Genomic DNA, 17,253 nt, shown 5'->3' on the forward strand with positions numbered 1-17,253 from the left:
ACCGCATCTTTTAAAGGTGCGGTTTTTCGTTTACTTGATTCAATTAAGAAATAACGCATAATCCACTGTTTCAAACGCATAAATGACACTTTCGGCGCATAATACGATGGATCCAATGCATAAATGAATTGCGCAGCGCATACCTCAACGCTTCGATCGCATAACTGCATCATTCCACGCATAAATAGTCGTCTGACGCATAACTACCTCTTCACCCCTATAAATCCAATAAACTACGCAATTCCACGTTCTCGATTCACCTTTCTTCAATACTCTCATCCTAATAATCAAATAAATACACAAATTTATAATAATTCATTTGACTTTATATTTATGCAATCATATAATGTTTTATACAAACTTAAACAGGACGGTGATGATGGTATGATAAAACTCCCTTTATCTGCATTGAACATAGAAGAGAAGATTGAGAAGAGTTTGAAGGGAAGAGATTTTTTAACGTTATTGGATTTTACAACAGAAGAGATAACGTATTTATTGCATAAAGCGTATGTTATGAAACAAGAAGCAACAAAAGGGAACTTGCCCCCCGCATTGGCGGGAAAAACTTTAGGAATGATTTTTGAAAAGCATTCAACACGTACACGTATTTCTTTCGAAGTAGGCATGATTCAATTAGGTGGTCACGCGATGTTCATGAATGCAAAAGACTTGCAAATCGGACGTGGTGAGTCTGTATATGATACAGGTCATGTTCTTTCAGAATACTTGGATGGTGTAATGATTCGAGCCAATTCCCATGAAATGGTGAAAGAATTGGCAAAACATACGTCAGTTCCTGTTATAAATGGATTGACGGATTTATTTCATCCTTGCCAAGCGATGGCGGATTTATTAACGATGATTGAATGTAAGGGAGCAATTGCAGGATTGAAATTGGCCTATGTCGGAGATGGCAATAATGTCGCGCATTCGCTAATAATTGGTGCGGCACATATGGGGATGCACGTTGCAGTAGCGACACCGGCAGGCTATGAATGCAACGGAGAAATCGTTGTAAAAGCAAAGGAACTTGCGTCTCATAACGGAGGTAGCATAGTCGAAACAAATGATCCAATTGAAGCTGTGATAGATGCTGATATCGTTTATACAGATGTATGGACTAGTATGGGGCAGGAAGATGAAACTGAAAAACGTTTGCAGGATTTTGCAGGTTTCCAAATTAATGACGAATTGATTGTCCATGCAAAATCGGACTTCGTATTTTTGCATTGCTTGCCAGCTCATCGTGAAGAAGAAGTTTCAGCATCAGTAATTGACGGGCCGAATTCATTTGTATTTCAGCAGGCCGGAAATCGTCTGCATGCGCAAAAAGCGATTCTTGCGGCAGTAATTGAATGATTTAGATAAGCCTTTTTATGCGCATAAAAAGGCGGAATCTTCGGAGTTTATGTGTACTTGGTTTATGCGCTAATTATGACAATTAATGTGCGCTAACAATTATTTATGCGAGAAATGGAAGGTAGATGCGTATAGAGAGGTATGATAATCGTTTTATTGACACATAAAACATTAAAAGCCACCATATTCTCAGGTGGCTTCTTTTTAAAACTTTAGCGTCCGGAGAAGGCTTGTGCTAATTCTCCTGTGATTTTTGTTCTTTCTTGCTCATCTGCGCTATTCCACAGTTTTTCGAAAAAGACGCCGAGACCAGGCAATAGATGTTCTTCGCCACGTTGAATCGCATCGTCCACTACATTTCTAATATCTTCGGCCGAGTTGTTCGTCATATTGGCCGTGATTGCATCCCGAATTTGAAAATTCATGTAGATCAACCTCCTACTATTATTTTGTACAAAACATCGCCAACTATACCGCCATTTGTTACACTGAAAAGAAAAAGGAAGTCAACTGAACATGAAAAGAATTGAATCTGCACAAAATGGACTCGTTAAGCATTGGAAAAAGCTTGCGACTTCTAAAAAAGATCGTGACAAATCAAATGAGTATATTGTAGAAGGGTTTCATCTGATTGAAGAAGCGATGAAGGAAAAAGGTAGTTTGCTTCATTTAATAATCCGCGAAGATGTCCAATTACCGATTGACTGGGATGTCTCCAACATAGTCACCATTGAAGTGACGAGGGCAATTGCAAAAGAATTGTCGGAAACAGAGCAGTCTCAAGGCGTATTTGCCCATTGTAAGCAATTTACTTATTCCGAAGAGAAGATCGAAGGATGGAGAAAGTACTTATTCATCGACTCGGTACAAGATCCAGGAAATGTCGGAACGATGATACGGACAGCAGATGCAGCAGGGTTGGACGCTGTTATTTTAGGAAAAGGTTCAGCTGATCCGTATAATCCAAAAACGATTCGTTCAGCGCAAGGCTCTCATTTCCATATACCGATTGTCAAAGGCGATTTGATGGAGTGGTGCGGTCGCGTGAAATCAAAAAAAATTCCTGTTGTTGGAACAGGTCTGAAGCAAGCTGAAAATTATCATTCGATCAAGCGATGTGAGCAATTTGCGCTTATTGTAGGAAATGAAGGAAGCGGAGTCGCGTCAGAATTGTTGGAACAAACGGATAAAGTTGTAAAGATCCCATTGCATGGTAAGGCGGAATCATTAAACGTGGCCGTAGCAACGGGCATATTATTGTATACTTTAATTGAACCCTAAGTTGAACAATTATTTTGTTTCGGGTATACTACTGTAGTATATAAATTATTGAAATGCGATGATCGGGAAAAGTAGACAATTTGCGAACCGACAGGAAATCGGCACCAAGACTGAGAGTGCCGAAAAGGTGAGAAATTGTTGAAGTTCACCCCGTTAGCAGCCGCCAGGACCAACATGCTGTTGTAAAGGTGCGCCGGTAGAGGGCCGTTATTCCAAATGAAGTGATTATGCGCTATTTGCATAATAATCAGGGTGGTACCGCGAACTCGTCCTCGTCCCTTTTTTAGGGGGCGGGGATTTTTTATTGATGAAAGGAGAATTGGCATGGAAGAACAGTTGAAAGAATTGAAAGAATTGAAAGAACAAGCCCTTGCGAAAATCAAGGAAGCGACAAATGTAAAAGAATTGAATGAAGTGCGCGTTGCTTATTTAGGAAAGAAAGGTCCGATTACGGATCTTTTAAAAGGCATGGGAAAACTGCCTGCAGAAGAACGCCCTAAAATGGGTGCACTCGTTAACGTCATTCGGGAAACCGTAACAGAAGTGCTTGAAGAACGTATGGCAAAGCTTGAAGAAGAGGCGATCAATGAGCAGCTGTCTAAAGAAGCAATTGACGTAACATTGCCTGGACGCCCTGCACGCACTGGCAATCACCATCCGCTAACACGAGTTGTTGAGGAAATTGAAGACTTCTTTATTAGCATGGGGTATGAAATCGCAGAAGGCCCGGAAGTTGAAAAGGATTATTATAACTTTGAGGCGCTTAACCTGCCGAAAGGCCATCCTGCCCGTGATATGCAAGATTCGTTCTATATTTCGGAAGAAGTGCTGCTGCGTACACATACTTCACCTGTTCAAGCACGGACAATGGAGGCGAAGGGCGGAGAGTCAATCAAAATTATTTGCCCTGGAAAAGTGTATCGCCGCGACAATGATGACGCGACACATTCTCACCAATTCACGCAAATTGAAGGTCTTGTCGTCGGTGAAGATATTCGCATGAGCGATTTGAAAGGAACTTTGGATTTATTTGCAAAAAAAATGTTTGGTGCAGATCGTGAAATCCGTTTGCGCCCGAGCTTCTTCCCATTCACAGAACCTTCCGTTGAAATGGATATTTCCTGTTTCAAATGTGGGGGAGATGGCTGCAATGTTTGTAAAAAAACAGGGTGGATCGAAATTTTGGGAGCGGGCATGGTGCATCCGAATGTCTTGAAAATGGCTGGCTATGACCCGGAAACCGTTTCGGGATTCGCATTCGGAATGGGGCCTGAGCGGATCGCAATGTTGAAATATGGAGTGGAAGATATCCGTCAATTCTATACGAATGATGTACGGTTCATATCACAATTCCACCGGACGGAAGCGTAAGGAGGAGAATCCATGTTAGTATCTACAAAATGGTTAAATGAATATGTCAATATTAAAGGGATCGATCCAGCTGAGTTGGCGGAAAAAATCACTCGTTCCGGGATTGAAGTAGATTCCATTATCCACCGCGGAGAAGGGCTCTCCAATATTGTCGTCGGCTATGTAAAGGAATGCATCAAGCATCCTGAAGCAGACAAGTTAAATATTTGCCAAGTGGATGTCGGAGAAGAGACGACACAAATCATTTGCGGTGCACCGAATGTAGCGGAAGGCCAAAAAGTGATCGTTGCCCGCCCGGGTGCTGTACTCCCTGGAGGCATAAAAATTAAAAAAGCAAAACTGCGCGGAGAAGAATCGAATGGCATGATCTGTTCATTGCAAGAGCTTGGCATTGAAGGAAAGTTAGTGCCAAAAGCATATGCTGAAGGCATTTATGTATTGCCTCAAGATGCTGTGCCCGGTGAAGATGCATTGCCGCTAATTGGATTAGATGATACAGTGTTGGAATTCGATTTGACGCCTAACCGTTCCGATGCTTTAAGCATGTTAGGAGTTGCATATGAAGTCGGTGCGATTTTATCCCAAGGCATTGCCCTTCCGAACATTTCTTTCAAGGAAGCAGATGAAAAAGCTGGAGAATTGTTGAAGCTTCGTGTAGAGGCTGCCAATGACAATCCGATGTACGTTGCCAAAGTGGTAAAGAATGTAAAAGTGGAAGAATCACCTTTATGGTTGCAAAATTACTTGATGGCTGCAGGTGTTCGACCGCATAATAACGTCGTCGATATTACGAATTATGTCCTTATGGAATATGGTCAACCGTTGCACGCATTCGATTATGATCGGATTGGTACGGGTGAAATCGTTGTTCGTCATGCTGAAGAAGGTGAGAAAATCACGACTTTGGATGACACAGAACGCACGTTAAAAGCGCATAACTTAGTCATTACAAATGGCAAGGAACCTATAGCGCTGGCAGGTGTTATGGGCGGCGCGAATTCCGAAGTGCATGATGGAACGACAACGGTCGTTATTGAATCAGCTTATTTTGCACCATCATCTGTCCGTACAACATCGAAGGAAGTTGGATTGCGCAGTGATGCGAGTACTCGATTTGAAAAAGGCGTAGACCCGAACCGAGTGGCTGATGCAGCAGAGCGTGCAGCGCAAATGATGGCTGAAATTGCAGGCGGGGAAGTATTATCCGGTTCGGTCATTTTTGATCAGTTGGATAAAACAGCGGAGCGCATTACGATTTCGCCGGATTATATTAATAGCCGTTTAGGCATGAAAATATCTATGGATGAAATGTTATCGATTTTGGAGCGTCTTCAAATACCTACAGATGCGGTGAACGGCCAGCTTGTCATAGATGCACCGACGCGCAGGCAAGATTTGCGTATTAAAGAAGATATCATTGAAGAAATTGCGAGAATGCACGGCTATGATGAAATTCCAAAAACATTACCTGTCTCAGAATCTATCCCTGGCGGATTAACACCTTACCAAGCGAAACGACGTATCGCGCGCCAATTCCTTGAAGGAGCAGGTTTGTATCAAGCAATTACGTATTCGTTGACATCGAAAGCTCAATCTCAAGCTTTCGCACTTGAAACGGCACCAGTGACGGAGCTTCTCATGCCGATGAGTGAAGAACGCAGTGTATTGCGTCAAAGTTTGGTCCCGCATTTATTGGAAGCAGTCACATATAATGTAGCCCGTCGGATCGATTCAGTCGCGTTATATGAAACAGGCTCCGTTTTCTTAGGAACAGAAGAGGACGGCTTGCCAAAAGAAGTAGAACATCTATCAGTGGTCATTACCGGCAAATGGGTTGACCAACCATGGCAAGGTGAAACGAAAAAGGTGGACTTCTTCGTAGTAAAGGGCATTGTCGAAGGTCTAATGGATCGTTTAGGTCTTGCACATCTTGTTGCATTTGAACAAGCGGTTATTGATGGTATGCATCCGGGCCGCACAGCGAGCATCTTGCTGGATGGAGAACGTGTCGGTTTAATCGGTCAAATTCATCCGACTGAGCAGAAAAAACGCGATTTGAAAGAAACGTATGTGATGGAGATGAACTTATCAAAAGTGCTTTCTGTCGAAACTGAAGAATTATTGTATCAACCAGTCCCTCGATTCCCATCGATTTCAAGAGATATTGCACTCGTTGTAGCGAGCGAAACATCTGCCGGAACGCTTGCACAAATTATTCGTCAAGCAGGTGGCAAGCTGTTGAAAGATGTGAAACTGTTTGACTTGTATGAAGGGGATAATGTTGAGGACGGCAAGAAATCGATTGCTTTCTCTTTAACATACTTCGACCCTGAACGGACTCTAACCGATGAAGAAGTTGTTAAAGCGCATGAAAAAGTGCTATCTGCTTTAACGAATGAAGCGGGAGCTCAATTAAGAGGATAAAAATAACGGGGTTCATTGGCTTTCGATTCCAATGAACCCCGTTTTATTCGACTTGAAATCCAATATGAACATGCAGATCATAGCTTTCTATATGTTTTTTCTCTGAAAGTGGTTTTTCTCGTGTCGACGTTTAAAGATCAGCAAGAAACTTGTAGTATTTTTTTGAAAAAACAATTCAAAAAAACTAACAATTTCACCCCTTGCTAATTTACAATTTGCCTGTTGCAATTTGTGTACTGAAAGCCGTGCACAGCAAATTTTATCGTCTTTCGGTTAGTATAACGGACAAAAACACTCAAAAATCTACTGCATCTTTTTTGTTCAACAATCGCGCCGTTAGTTTAATATTGGTATCACGTTAATTATTGGCTCTTCATAAAGATGAACACTTTTAATCACCCTTTTTACCTCTTCAATATTCTTAAGAAAACATCTAAATTCCATTTTACATTCAGTTCCAAACGATATTTCTCCTTTAGTACCTTCATATGGTGTTGCCTTTTCTAATGGCCTCCAATAACCACTTACGTGAGAATTAAAAATAACATTATCGTAATTTCCTACTGTTAGCACACCAATTTCATTTAGTTGATCTCTGACCTTTTCTATTTACTCTTCTGGTAACAGTACTTCTACCTTTACAAATTTATACTTCAATTTGATCCCCTTGAATTCATCTTTAGATAATTTTATTCTCTTTATATTCATTAGCCTACCTGTATTCAAAATTATAACCGTTTCATAGAAGCGATCTTTTTCGCTTTTCCAGAATTGGCAAAATGCCATTTTGTCACCGATTTTAAAAATGGCTCCCCATTCTTCAATAAAATTTTAGCAGCGACCTCATCTACTTTCGGTCCTGCTCCTTTCGGCAAAGAAACACCTGCTATTTCGCTTAAACGATCCATCTCTTCCAAAAAAGCGACTCGAGCGATAATTGATGCCGCGGCAACAGCTACATGTAATCCTTCTGCCTTCGTTGCAAATAGGACATTTTCACGGATAATTTCACGCTGAGATTGAATATGCTTGTAATAGATGCTGCGTTCAGCAAATTGATCGATCAAAATATAATCAGGCTTTTCGCCGTCCAATTTGCGCAGCACATGCCTTAATGCTTGGTTATGCAGCAATGCTTTTATTTTTCCTTGCGACCAGCCTTTGCTTTGCACTTCATTATATCGATCATTTTTCAATGTCAATACGCTATGCACAAGTGTTGCGCGCAAATCAGGCGCTATTTTTCGCATCCAATCGTCTGTCAATTGCTTAGAATCTTTCACGCCCAACTCTTTCACAAGTTCAATTTGGTCAGCGCGGACAAAACAGGCGGCTACCGTTATAGGTCCAAAGAAATCTCCTGTCCCTGTCTCATCCGAGCCTAAGACAGTGAGCTGAGATAAATGGTCCGGAAGTTTATCTCCTTTTGAAGAATTTGTTAGATTTCGCTTTTCCTCGTCGAGCGAAGGAGGGGCCCCCCACAATGCAGCTTCACGCAGAGCACCGCCTCCTTGGAATAAAACCTTTCCAGATTTATATGCCGTGATCGTTGTATCTGGCAATTTTGCTGCAAAAATAATATGAGGTGAATTACGGCTCACTTTCATTTCATGATAATGTTTTATTATATTTTGCATGACGGCATCGCTTGCGACGATGACAGTTTGAGTCATAAGTATCCCTCTTTCTAAAATGCCTATTTGGTTATTCTACATTAAAACGATGTATTCCTGCACCATTTCTTCTTTGCGGCTGCCTTCTCTTTTCAACTAAAACAGTTTCATGGTATGATTGAGTACAGAGTTTTTACTTGGGGGGTCTCATCATTGGCAGACGAGCAGAAGACGCGCCTAACCGTTGATATATATGGACAGACATATACGATTGTCGGAAGTGAATCGAGCAGTCACGTACGGCTCGTCGCATCGATCGTTGATGATCGGATGCGGGAAATCAGTGCCCGCAATCCCTATTTGGATAGCGCGAAAATTGCAGTTCTCACTGCTGTGAATAGTGTCCATGATTACTTAAAATTAAAAGAACGGATTGAGGAATTAGAACAAGAATTGAATAAGATGAAGGGTTGACGGACGTTTATGCTTGATTTATTACTAGTATTCCTTCTATTAGGAGGACTAATCACGGGGTTTAGACGGGGCCTTATCGTTCAAGCAATCCATATGACAGGCTTCATTATCGCAATAATTGTCGCTTACATATATTATAAACCGCTTGCAGATAAATTCGTGCTTTGGGTTCCCTATCCTGGCGTGACAGCTGGCGCCAAGCTTAGCTGGACAGTTGAACAGCTTGATTTGGATCAAACGTTTTACAGGCTTTTGGCATTTGTATTAATTTTTATTACCGTGAAATTTTTATTGCAGCTTATTGCTTCAATGTTTGATTTTTTGAAGTACTTGCCTGTCATAGGTTTTATTTCTCGTTTCTTTGGGGCAGGTTTAGGATTTATTGAGTTTTATATAGTACTATTTTTTATTCTTTATGTCCTTGCGATGCTGCCATTGGATATAATACAAAATGCATTGGATCATTCCATTTTGGCGAATGCAATGTTCAAGCATACCCCGATCATTTCGGAAACAGTAAAAAATTGGTGGTATATTTATAAGCAGTAGCTTCAGACTGTTGAAAGGCGTTTGTGCTGATGAATTCCACAAATACCATTTTGAAAGCAATCGTTTTCATTCCAGTTGAAGATATTTTTGCTGAAACTTTTTGTATATGCATATTCAGCTTCCCCCATTTTCGGAGGAAGCTTTTTTAAAGAAAATGAATGGAGGAGGAACCTTTTTGAATAAAAAAACGATCATCCGTACATTTGAAAAAATTGCTTTATATATGGAGCTATTAGGAGAAAATCCATTTAAAATTGGTGCATTCCGTAAAGCGGCGAATGTCCTTGAATTGGATCCGCGCAGCTTATCTGAAATGGACGATATTCTATCCCTTAAAGGAATTGGGAAAGGGACAGGCGCTGTCATTACCGATTTATTTGAAAAAGGAAAGTCTGATTTATTGGAAGAGCTTGAAGAGAAAGTGCCAAAAGGTTTAATTCCACTCTTGAAAGTTCCTGGCCTTGGCGGTAAAAAAATTGCGAAGCTTAGAGAAGCGATTGGCATCGATTCAATAGAATCCTTGCGTGCTGCCTGTGAATCCCATGAAGTGAGCAAAGTGCCTGGGTTTGGCAAAAAGACTGAAGAAAAGCTTTTACATGAATTAAATTTATTAGGAACGCGCAAAGGAAAGCTTCCTGTTTGGCAAATTGAATCAATTGTTCTATCAATTGAGGAAGAACTGCAAAAAATAAGTGAAATTAAACGTTTTTCAGTTGCTGGAAGTTTTCGGAGAGCAGAGGAACAAAGCAGCGATGTTGATTTCATCATCGTAACGGATGAACCGGCTATTGTAAGGGAAAAGCTGTTGGAAGCATTGCCAATTGAAGAAACGGTTGCCGCAGGAGACTCAAAACTATCGGTAGCACTTGACATGGCAGAGATTGTCGATGCGGATTTTCGTTTTGTAACAGATGAACAGTTTGCGACTGCGTTGCATCATTTTACAGGCTCCAAAGATCATAATGTGCGAATGCGTCAATTGGCTAAGTCAAAAGGAATGAAAATTAGTGAATATGGCATTGAAATGGAAGATGGCACCATTCAAACTTTCGATACCGAAGAGGCATTTTTTAACTTCTTTGAATTGCCTTTCATTCCACCTTCCCTCAGAATCGACGGCACTGAATTGGACCGTATTGATGAAATAGATAAGCTCTTGAAGTTGGATGATATTAGAGGTGATTTCCATATGCATACGACATGGTCTGACGGTGCGTATTCTATACGTGAGATGGTGGAAGCTTGCCGGAGCAAAGGCTATTCGCATATGGTCATTACAGATCATACGCAATATTTGAAGGTAGCGAATGGGTTAACACCTGAGCGTTTACGAATGCAAATAGCGGAAATACGCTCAATTAATGAGGAATACGATGATATTGAAGTTTTTTGTGGAACAGAAATGGATATTTTGCCTGACGCAACATTAGATTTCGATGATGAACTATTGAAGGAGCTCGATTTTGTTATTGCATCAATCCATTCCAATTTCAATCAGCCACAAGAGCAAATCATGGACCGTCTCCATGCTGCAATCAAAAATCCGTACGTCCATATGATTGCGCACCCTACAGGCCGGATCATTGGCCAACGTGACGGCTATAGCCCAGATGTGCCGCAATTGATCGAGTGGGCGAAGCAATATGACAAAATCTTAGAATTGAATGGGAATCCGCACCGATTCGATTTATCGGTGGACTATTTAAAAATGGCGCAAGATGCAGGCGTAAAAGTAGCGATTAATACGGATGCACACGTCATTGCGCAACTTGATCATATGAGAATCGGAGTGCAATATGCACAGAAAGCTTGGTTGAAAAAAGAGACGGTCGTCAATACATGGCCGTTAGAACAATTCATCCGTGACATTATACGGAAGTGAAAGGAAGTGTAAGACATTGGAAAAACGTGTCTTGAAAACACTTGAATTTGATAAAGTACGAGAACTTGTCCTTACTTACTGTACGTCTTCTGCAGGAAGAAGCCATATGGAAAAATTGGTTCCAGTTAGTGAATACACGGAAGTTGTTAAGCTTTTGGAAGAGACCGATGAAGGACTTGCCATATTAAGAGTGCGTGGAAACGTTCCGATGGGTGGCATAAGTGATGTAAGGCCGCATGCGAAAAGAGCGCAGATTGGCGGTATGTTAAGTGCGTATGAATTAATGGAAATTGCGAATACGATTCGAGCAAGCCGAATTCTTCGTCAATTCATCGAAACGGTCGATGAAGATGAAGATATTAGCATTCCACATTTTTTGGCAAAAAAAGAGCAATTGCCAATTCTTACAGGATTGGAACACGAAATTAACCATGCGATCGACGACAATGGCTATGTTATTGATAGTGCATCTAATGTACTTCGTTCAATCCGTCAAAGCCTTCGAATTCAAGAGGGCCGAGTACGAGAAAAGCTTGAAGGCTATACGAGGGGCAGAAATGCGGCAAAGATGCTTTCGGATTCGATCGTAACAATCCGCAATGACCGCTACGTCATTCCGGTAAAGGCTGAATATCGCTCACATTTCGGCGGAGTTGTCCATGATATGTCATCCTCGGGACAAACATTGTTCATCGAGCCGGATGCCGTTGTCCAAGCGAATAATGAAATACGGAATTTAAAAATGAAAGAGCAAGAGGAAATCGAAAAAATTCTACTTGAGCTGTCCGTAAAAGTGCAGGAAGTGGCGCATGATCTATTTGTATTGGTCGATATCCTATCTGAGATAGATGTCATTTTGGCGAAAGCCAAATTTGGCACAGCAAATAAATGCTCTAAGCCAGAAGTAAATAATACAGGATATATCCGCTTAGTGAAGGCAAGGCATCCGCTTATTCCAATCGAAGAAGCTGTTGCGAATACGATTGAATTTGGACAAGACATTACGACGATTGTTATTACGGGACCAAACACAGGAGGAAAGACTGTCACATTGAAAACAGTCGGTCTTTGCACATTGATGGCGCAAGCAGGATTGCCGATTCCTGCTCTCGACGGATCGGAAATTGCTGTCTTTGATTCGGTTTACGCTGATATTGGAGACGAACAGTCCATCGAACAAAGCTTAAGTACATTTTCCTCACATATGGTTAATATCGTAGACATCTTGAAAAAATTCGATTCCCGCTCATTGATCATATTTGATGAGTTAGGATCGGGAACGGACCCGCAAGAAGGGGCAGCTCTTGCAATATCGATTTTAGATGAAGTGCACGGAACCGGTGCGCGTGTCATGGCGACAACGCATTACCCGGAGTTAAAAGCGTATGGCTATAACCGCCCCGGAGTTGCAAATGCGAGTGTAGAATTCGACATTGACACATTAAGCCCAACATACCGCCTTTTAATCGGTGTTCCGGGCCGTAGTAATGCGTTCGAAATTTCAAAACGGTTAGGACTTCACGGTCATATTATCGACAGGGCAAAGAAATTTACCGGTAGTGACCGAGGAGAAGTCGATTCAATGATCGCTTCGTTAGAGTCAAGTCGTGTTCAATCCGAAAAGGACGCTGAACAGACACATGCGATCTTGCTTGAAACAGAAGAACTAAAAAGGGAATTGGAAGCGAAGCTATCAGAGTTTGATGAAATGAAAGAAAAACTGATTGAGAAAGCGAAAGAAAAAGCGAAAAAAATCGTCGAGGAGGCAAGAACGGAATCAGAAGCAGTCATATCCGAATTGCGTGCAATGAGGTTAAATGCCGGAGCGCAAGTGAAGGAACATGAATTGATTGAAGCAAGAAAAAGATTAGAAGGCGCTTCGCCTGCTGAAGATAAGAAAAAAATCAAAGCGAAAGCAGCGCCAAGACCGTTGCAAGTTGGCGATGAAGTGAAAGTGTTAGCATACGGGCAAAAGGGCACGCTTATTGAAAAAGTTGCCGATAAAGAATGGATCGTTCAAATTGGTATTTTGAAAATGAAATTAGATGAATCCGGCCTCGAATATAGCAAGCCGGAAAAAACGAAAGATCCAGTCGTTTCTGCCACAGTGAAAGGTCGGGATTCCTATGTGAAATTGGAATTGGACCTTAGGGGAGAGCGATATGAGAATGCATTGTTAAGAACGGAAAAGTATCTTGATGATGCTCTCCTATCTAATTACCATCAAGTTTCAATTATCCACGGAAAAGGGACTGGCGCTTTGAGGCAAGGTGTCCAAAACTATTTGAAAAACCATCCTCGTGTCAAAAGCTACCGGTATGGCGAAGCCGGTGAAGGGGGACATGGTGTAACAGTCGTTGAGTTGAAGTGAATAATAAACTTTCTCAAACAATTGTTTTTTTGTGAAACCATTTTGAATGTCATTCGTATAGTTAGGAATGATTGAATGGTAAAGGAGAGCCGCTATAATGACTAAGACAGGTTTTTGGAGCCATCCTCTCGTAGAAACGGCGGGCTATTTTAGTGTTGCGATACTTTGCCTTGTTGTTTCTATGGTTCTTTTTGAAATTGTTACGAAATATGGGAACTGGGAGGAAATACGAAAAGGGAATATCTCTGTTGCAATGGCAACCGGAGGAAAGATTTTTGGTGTTGCAAATATATTCCGCTATTCTATTTTGCAGCATAATACGTTGCCTCAAATGATTGGCTGGGGATTATTTGGATTCACTTTGTTAATTATCGCTTATCTTTTGTTCGAATTTTTTACTCCAAAGTTTAATATAGATACAGAGATTGAAAATGATAACCGGGCTGTTGGCTTCATCTCTTTGACAATTTCTGTTGGATTATCTTACGTGATCGGAGCCAGCATCTCATAGGAGCATTGATGTTGTATGGAAAAATTGTCTAAAATATTGATCGTTGTATGTGTTCTTTTTGTTCTTGTTGGAATTTACTGGTTGTTTAAAAATACGCCTTGATCATTCTATGGTCAAGGCATTTTTTATAAGTAAAATGAATAATCTATTTGAAAGCGGATTCATTAACCGATATAATGAACGAAGAAGGAATTTTCTAAGAATTGGAATGGGAAGAGGGGGGTTTATAATGGTTGAAAGGCCTTGGTTGGATCAATATCCGCCGGAAATACGAAAAACGATCAATTACGACAGAATTCCATTACAACAATTTTTGACAAAGGCAAGTGAAAAGTTTCCGGACAAAACGGCGATGCACTTCATGGGGAAAGATATTACATTTAAGGAATTCCATTCATCTGCTTTGAAGTTTGCTAATTATTTGAAGGCGTTAGGGGTCGAAAAAGGGGATCGGGTTGCTATCATGCTCCCGAATTGTCCGCAAAGCGCAATCGCATATTATGGAATTTTGTACTGTGGGGGAGTTGTAGTACAAACAAATCCACTTTATACGGAGCGGGAATTGTCTTACCAAATGTCGGATTCCGGAGCGAAAGTGATCATTTCATTGGATATTCTTTATGCGAGAATATCGAAAGTCGTCAAAGAAACGAAGTTGGAGCACATCATTATTACGGGGATTAAAGATTATTTGCCGTTTCCTAAAAATGTGATTTATCCTTTTATTCAAAAGAAAGAACATGGCATCGTCGTAAAAGTAGAACATCGAGGCATGAATCATTTATTTACCGAGATTATGAAGACTGCAAAAGACGATCCGATAGAATATGAATTCGATTATGATTCGGATATTGCGTTGCTTCAATATACAGGAGGGACGACCGGACCGCCAAAAGGAGTTATGCTGTCACATGCCAATTTGATATCCAATGCGCAAATGTGCAATGAATGGTTGTATAAATGCGAAGAAGGCAAAGAAACGGTTATGGGCATTTTGCCGTTTTTCCACGTTTACGGGATGACGACTGTCCTTGTATTATCTGTCATGCTTGGCAATAAAATGGTTTTGATTCCGAAGTTCGATTTTGATACGGCATTGAAGACAATTGACAAACAGAAGCCGACTTTGTTTCCAGGTGCACCAACGATTTATATCGGCTTGCTTAACCACCCACAATTGCATAAATACGATCTATCCTCTATTAAAGCTTGCATAAGCGGTTCGGCTGCTTTGCCGGTTGAATTACAACAGAAATTTGAAAAGGTAACGGGCGGCAAGTTAGTGGAGGGGTATGGTTTAACAGAAACTTCACCCGTTGCAATCGCTAATCTCTTATGGGACGGTGAGCGAGTAAAAGGTTCAATCGGATTACCGTGGCCGGATACGGACGCATGTATTTTGGGACCGGATTCTTCTGAACCATTGCCGTATGGGGAAGTTGGGGAAATTGCGGTTAAAGGTCCTCAAGTGATGAAAGGATATTGGAACCGACCTGAAGAAACCGCTTCTACTTTCCGAGATGGCTGGTTATTGACTGGAGATTTAGGATATATGAACGAGGATGGTTATTTCTTTGTCGTTGACCGGAAGAAGGATATGATTATTGCGAGTGGATTCAATATTTATCCACGCGAAATTGAAGAAGTTCTTTATGAGCATGATGCCATTCAAGAATGTGTAGTGGTAGGTGTGCCTGATCCATACCGAGGAGAGACTGTGAAAGCATATATCGTTTTCAAGGATGGCAAATCGGCAACGGAAGAAGAGTTGGATAAATATTGCCGAGAAAATTTAGCTGCTTACAAAGTGCCGCGCAAATATGAATTCCGCAAAGAATTGCCGAAAACTGCGGTCGGAAAAATACTAAGACGTTCATTAGTTGAAGAAGAAAAAGAGAAAATGGGGAAAGAATTACAAACTTCGTGACGAAACACTTGACGATAATTGAATAAACGATTAACATGAAAATATGAATGAACAGTCATTCATATTTTCTTCTTTTTATTGGTGGTGATAATAATGAAACGCGATAAACCAAAATACAAACAAATCGTGGATGCTGCAGTTGTAGCCATTGCTGAAAACGGCTACCATCAAGCGCAAGTCTCGAAAATCGCAAAAGTTGCAGGTGTTGCGGATGGAACAATTTATCTTTATTTTAAAAATAAAGAAGACATCCTTATCTCTGTTTTTAGAGAGAAAATGGGTGTGTTTGTCGAAAACGTAAAGGTAATCTTGCAAAAGGAAATAAGTGCGACAGAGAAGTTGTACAAGATGATTGATAATCATTTCAGCCTGCTACATAGTGATCGCCACCTTGCTATTGTTACTCAGCTTGAGCTGAGACAGTCCAATAAAGAGCTTCGCTATAAGATCAATGAAGTATTGAAAGAATATCTAACCTTGTTGGATTCCATTTTGAAGGAAGGAATCGAACAAGGTGAATTCGACGAAGAGATCGATATTCGGTTGGCGCGCCAGATGGTGTTCGGCACGATTGACGAAACGATCACTTCATGGGTAATGAACGATCAAAAATATGATTTGATGAAGTTGGCTCCTGAAGTACACCGCTTGCTTTTAAAAGGAATGAAAGCGTAATCATCAGAGCCTGCAAGTTAGAAAGGGTGGGAGAAATGGAGTTCTTGAAAATTTCTGTTGAAGACGGAGTTGCAGTTGCGACGATCAACCGTCCTCCGGCAAATGCCTTATCAAGGGTTTTAATCCAAGAGGTCGGTCAATTGCTTGATCAAGTGTCGAGCGATCAGTCAGTCAGAGTCGTTATTCTGCATGGTGAAGGGCGATTTTTCTCTGCAGGGGCAGATATTAAGGAATTCACTTCTGTTGAATCCGGAGGGGAATTCACGAAACTCGCTTCTGCAGGGCAGGATGTTTTTGAAAGGCTTGAAAGCTTTCATAAGCCGGTCATTGCTGCAATTCATGGCGCTGCGTTAGGGGGCGGTCTTGAATTGGCGATGGCTTGCCATATCCGTATCGTTACACAAAAGGCAAAATTGGGATTGCCTGAACTTCAATTAGGGTTAATTCCTGGGTTCGCGGGAACACAAAGGCTCCCTCGTTACGTAGGGATGGCAAAAGCTGCCGAAATGCTTTTGACGAGCGATCCGATTACTGGGGAAGAAGCAGTTGCTTGGGGACTTGCAAACCTTGCAGTTGCTGATGAAGAGCTACTGCCGAAGACGATGGAAATGGCGAAGAAAATTGCCAAGAAAAGTCCGATTGCGATGAAAGCTGCTTTGCGCATGCTTCAATATACAAAACCTGCATCTTACTATGAAGGAGTGAAAGCGGAAGCTGATTCATTCGGAGAAGTGTTTGTCTCTGAAGATGCAAAAGAGGGCATCCAAGCATTCATCGAAAAAAGGGAACCAGAATTTAAAGGGAACTAAACAA

14 protein-coding genes and 1 other annotated feature are annotated in these 17,253 nt (G+C 41.3%); of the genes, 12 read left to right on the forward strand and 2 right to left on the reverse strand.

Features of this window, described 5'->3' with window-relative positions:
* The first annotated feature begins 384 nt into the window (after window positions 1-384).
* Window positions 385-1,362 (forward strand): ornithine carbamoyltransferase, encoded by a 978-nt coding sequence (gene argF, locus ACFQ38_RS15625; protein ID WP_381482064.1) that lies wholly within the window; start codon window positions 385-387, stop codon window positions 1,360-1,362.
* A 212-nt stretch (window positions 1,363-1,574) separates the two neighbouring features.
* Here the strand turns inward: argF and sspI are convergent, their stop codons facing one another.
* Window positions 1,575-1,787 (reverse strand): small acid-soluble spore protein SspI, encoded by a 213-nt coding sequence (gene sspI / locus ACFQ38_RS15630; protein ID WP_336824979.1) that lies wholly within the window; start codon window positions 1,785-1,787, stop codon window positions 1,575-1,577.
* 91 nt (window positions 1,788-1,878) lie between these two features.
* Between sspI and ACFQ38_RS15635 the strand changes: the two genes are divergently transcribed.
* The 3 genes from ACFQ38_RS15635 to pheT all read left to right on the forward strand — a co-directional run bounded on the left by ACFQ38_RS15635 (window position 1,879) and on the right by pheT (window position 6,438).
* Entirely contained in the window at window positions 1,879-2,643 is a 765-nt protein-coding gene (locus ACFQ38_RS15635; protein WP_381482066.1) for a TrmH family RNA methyltransferase, read from the forward strand.
* A gap of 49 nt (window positions 2,644-2,692) precedes the next feature.
* Window positions 2,693-2,926 (forward strand) — a binding site (T-box leader).
* A gap of 41 nt (window positions 2,927-2,967) precedes the next feature.
* Window positions 2,968-4,014 (forward strand): phenylalanine--tRNA ligase subunit alpha, encoded by a 1,047-nt coding sequence (gene pheS / locus ACFQ38_RS15640; protein ID WP_381482068.1) that lies wholly within the window; start codon window positions 2,968-2,970, stop codon window positions 4,012-4,014.
* Window positions 4,015-4,026: 12 nt separating this feature from the next.
* Window positions 4,027-6,438, forward strand: coding sequence for a phenylalanine--tRNA ligase subunit beta (pheT, locus tag ACFQ38_RS15645; protein ID WP_381482070.1), 2,412 nt, complete (start codon window positions 4,027-4,029; stop codon window positions 6,436-6,438).
* Between the two features lie 728 nt (window positions 6,439-7,166).
* On the opposite strand, the gene rnhC is transcribed toward pheT, so the two are convergent.
* A complete protein-coding gene (rnhC, locus tag ACFQ38_RS15650) occupies window positions 7,167-8,111 on the reverse strand; it encodes a ribonuclease HIII (RefSeq protein ID WP_381482072.1) in 945 nt (314 codons plus the stop codon).
* Between the two features lie 153 nt (window positions 8,112-8,264).
* Between rnhC and zapA the strand changes: the two genes are divergently transcribed.
* The 8 genes from zapA to ACFQ38_RS15690 all read left to right on the forward strand — a co-directional run bounded on the left by zapA (window position 8,265) and on the right by ACFQ38_RS15690 (window position 17,249).
* Complete coding sequence (gene zapA / locus ACFQ38_RS15655) at window positions 8,265-8,525, forward strand: cell division protein ZapA (protein ID WP_336824882.1); 261 nt, start codon at window positions 8,265-8,267, stop codon at window positions 8,523-8,525.
* A 9-nt stretch (window positions 8,526-8,534) separates the two neighbouring features.
* Window positions 8,535-9,074, forward strand: coding sequence for a CvpA family protein (locus ACFQ38_RS15660; protein ID WP_336824883.1), 540 nt, complete (start codon window positions 8,535-8,537; stop codon window positions 9,072-9,074).
* A gap of 175 nt (window positions 9,075-9,249) precedes the next feature.
* The gene (polX, locus tag ACFQ38_RS15665; protein ID WP_381482075.1) at window positions 9,250-10,956 is read left to right on the forward strand and encodes a DNA polymerase/3'-5' exonuclease PolX; all 1,707 of its coding nucleotides are present in this window, start codon (window positions 9,250-9,252) and stop codon (window positions 10,954-10,956) included.
* A gap of 16 nt (window positions 10,957-10,972) precedes the next feature.
* A complete protein-coding gene (locus ACFQ38_RS15670) occupies window positions 10,973-13,327 on the forward strand; it encodes an endonuclease MutS2 (protein WP_381482077.1) in 2,355 nt (784 codons plus the stop codon).
* 97 nt (window positions 13,328-13,424) lie between these two features.
* Window positions 13,425-13,838, forward strand: coding sequence for a DUF350 domain-containing protein (locus tag ACFQ38_RS15675; RefSeq protein ID WP_336824886.1), 414 nt, complete (start codon window positions 13,425-13,427; stop codon window positions 13,836-13,838).
* Between the two features lie 229 nt (window positions 13,839-14,067).
* Window positions 14,068-15,765, forward strand: coding sequence for a long-chain-fatty-acid--CoA ligase (locus ACFQ38_RS15680; RefSeq protein WP_381482079.1), 1,698 nt, complete (start codon window positions 14,068-14,070; stop codon window positions 15,763-15,765).
* 93 nt (window positions 15,766-15,858) lie between these two features.
* Complete coding sequence (locus ACFQ38_RS15685) at window positions 15,859-16,440, forward strand: TetR/AcrR family transcriptional regulator (protein ID WP_381482081.1); 582 nt, start codon at window positions 15,859-15,861, stop codon at window positions 16,438-16,440.
* Between the two features lie 35 nt (window positions 16,441-16,475).
* On the forward strand, window positions 16,476-17,249 hold the full coding sequence (locus tag ACFQ38_RS15690; protein WP_381482083.1) for an enoyl-CoA hydratase: 774 nt from the start codon (window positions 16,476-16,478) through the stop codon (window positions 17,247-17,249).
* The last annotated feature ends 4 nt before the right edge of the window (window positions 17,250-17,253 follow it).

It is taken from the genome of Sporosarcina contaminans (assembly GCF_042679045.1).
Classification (GTDB): Bacteria; Bacillota; Bacilli; order Bacillales_A; family Planococcaceae; genus Sporosarcina; species Sporosarcina contaminans.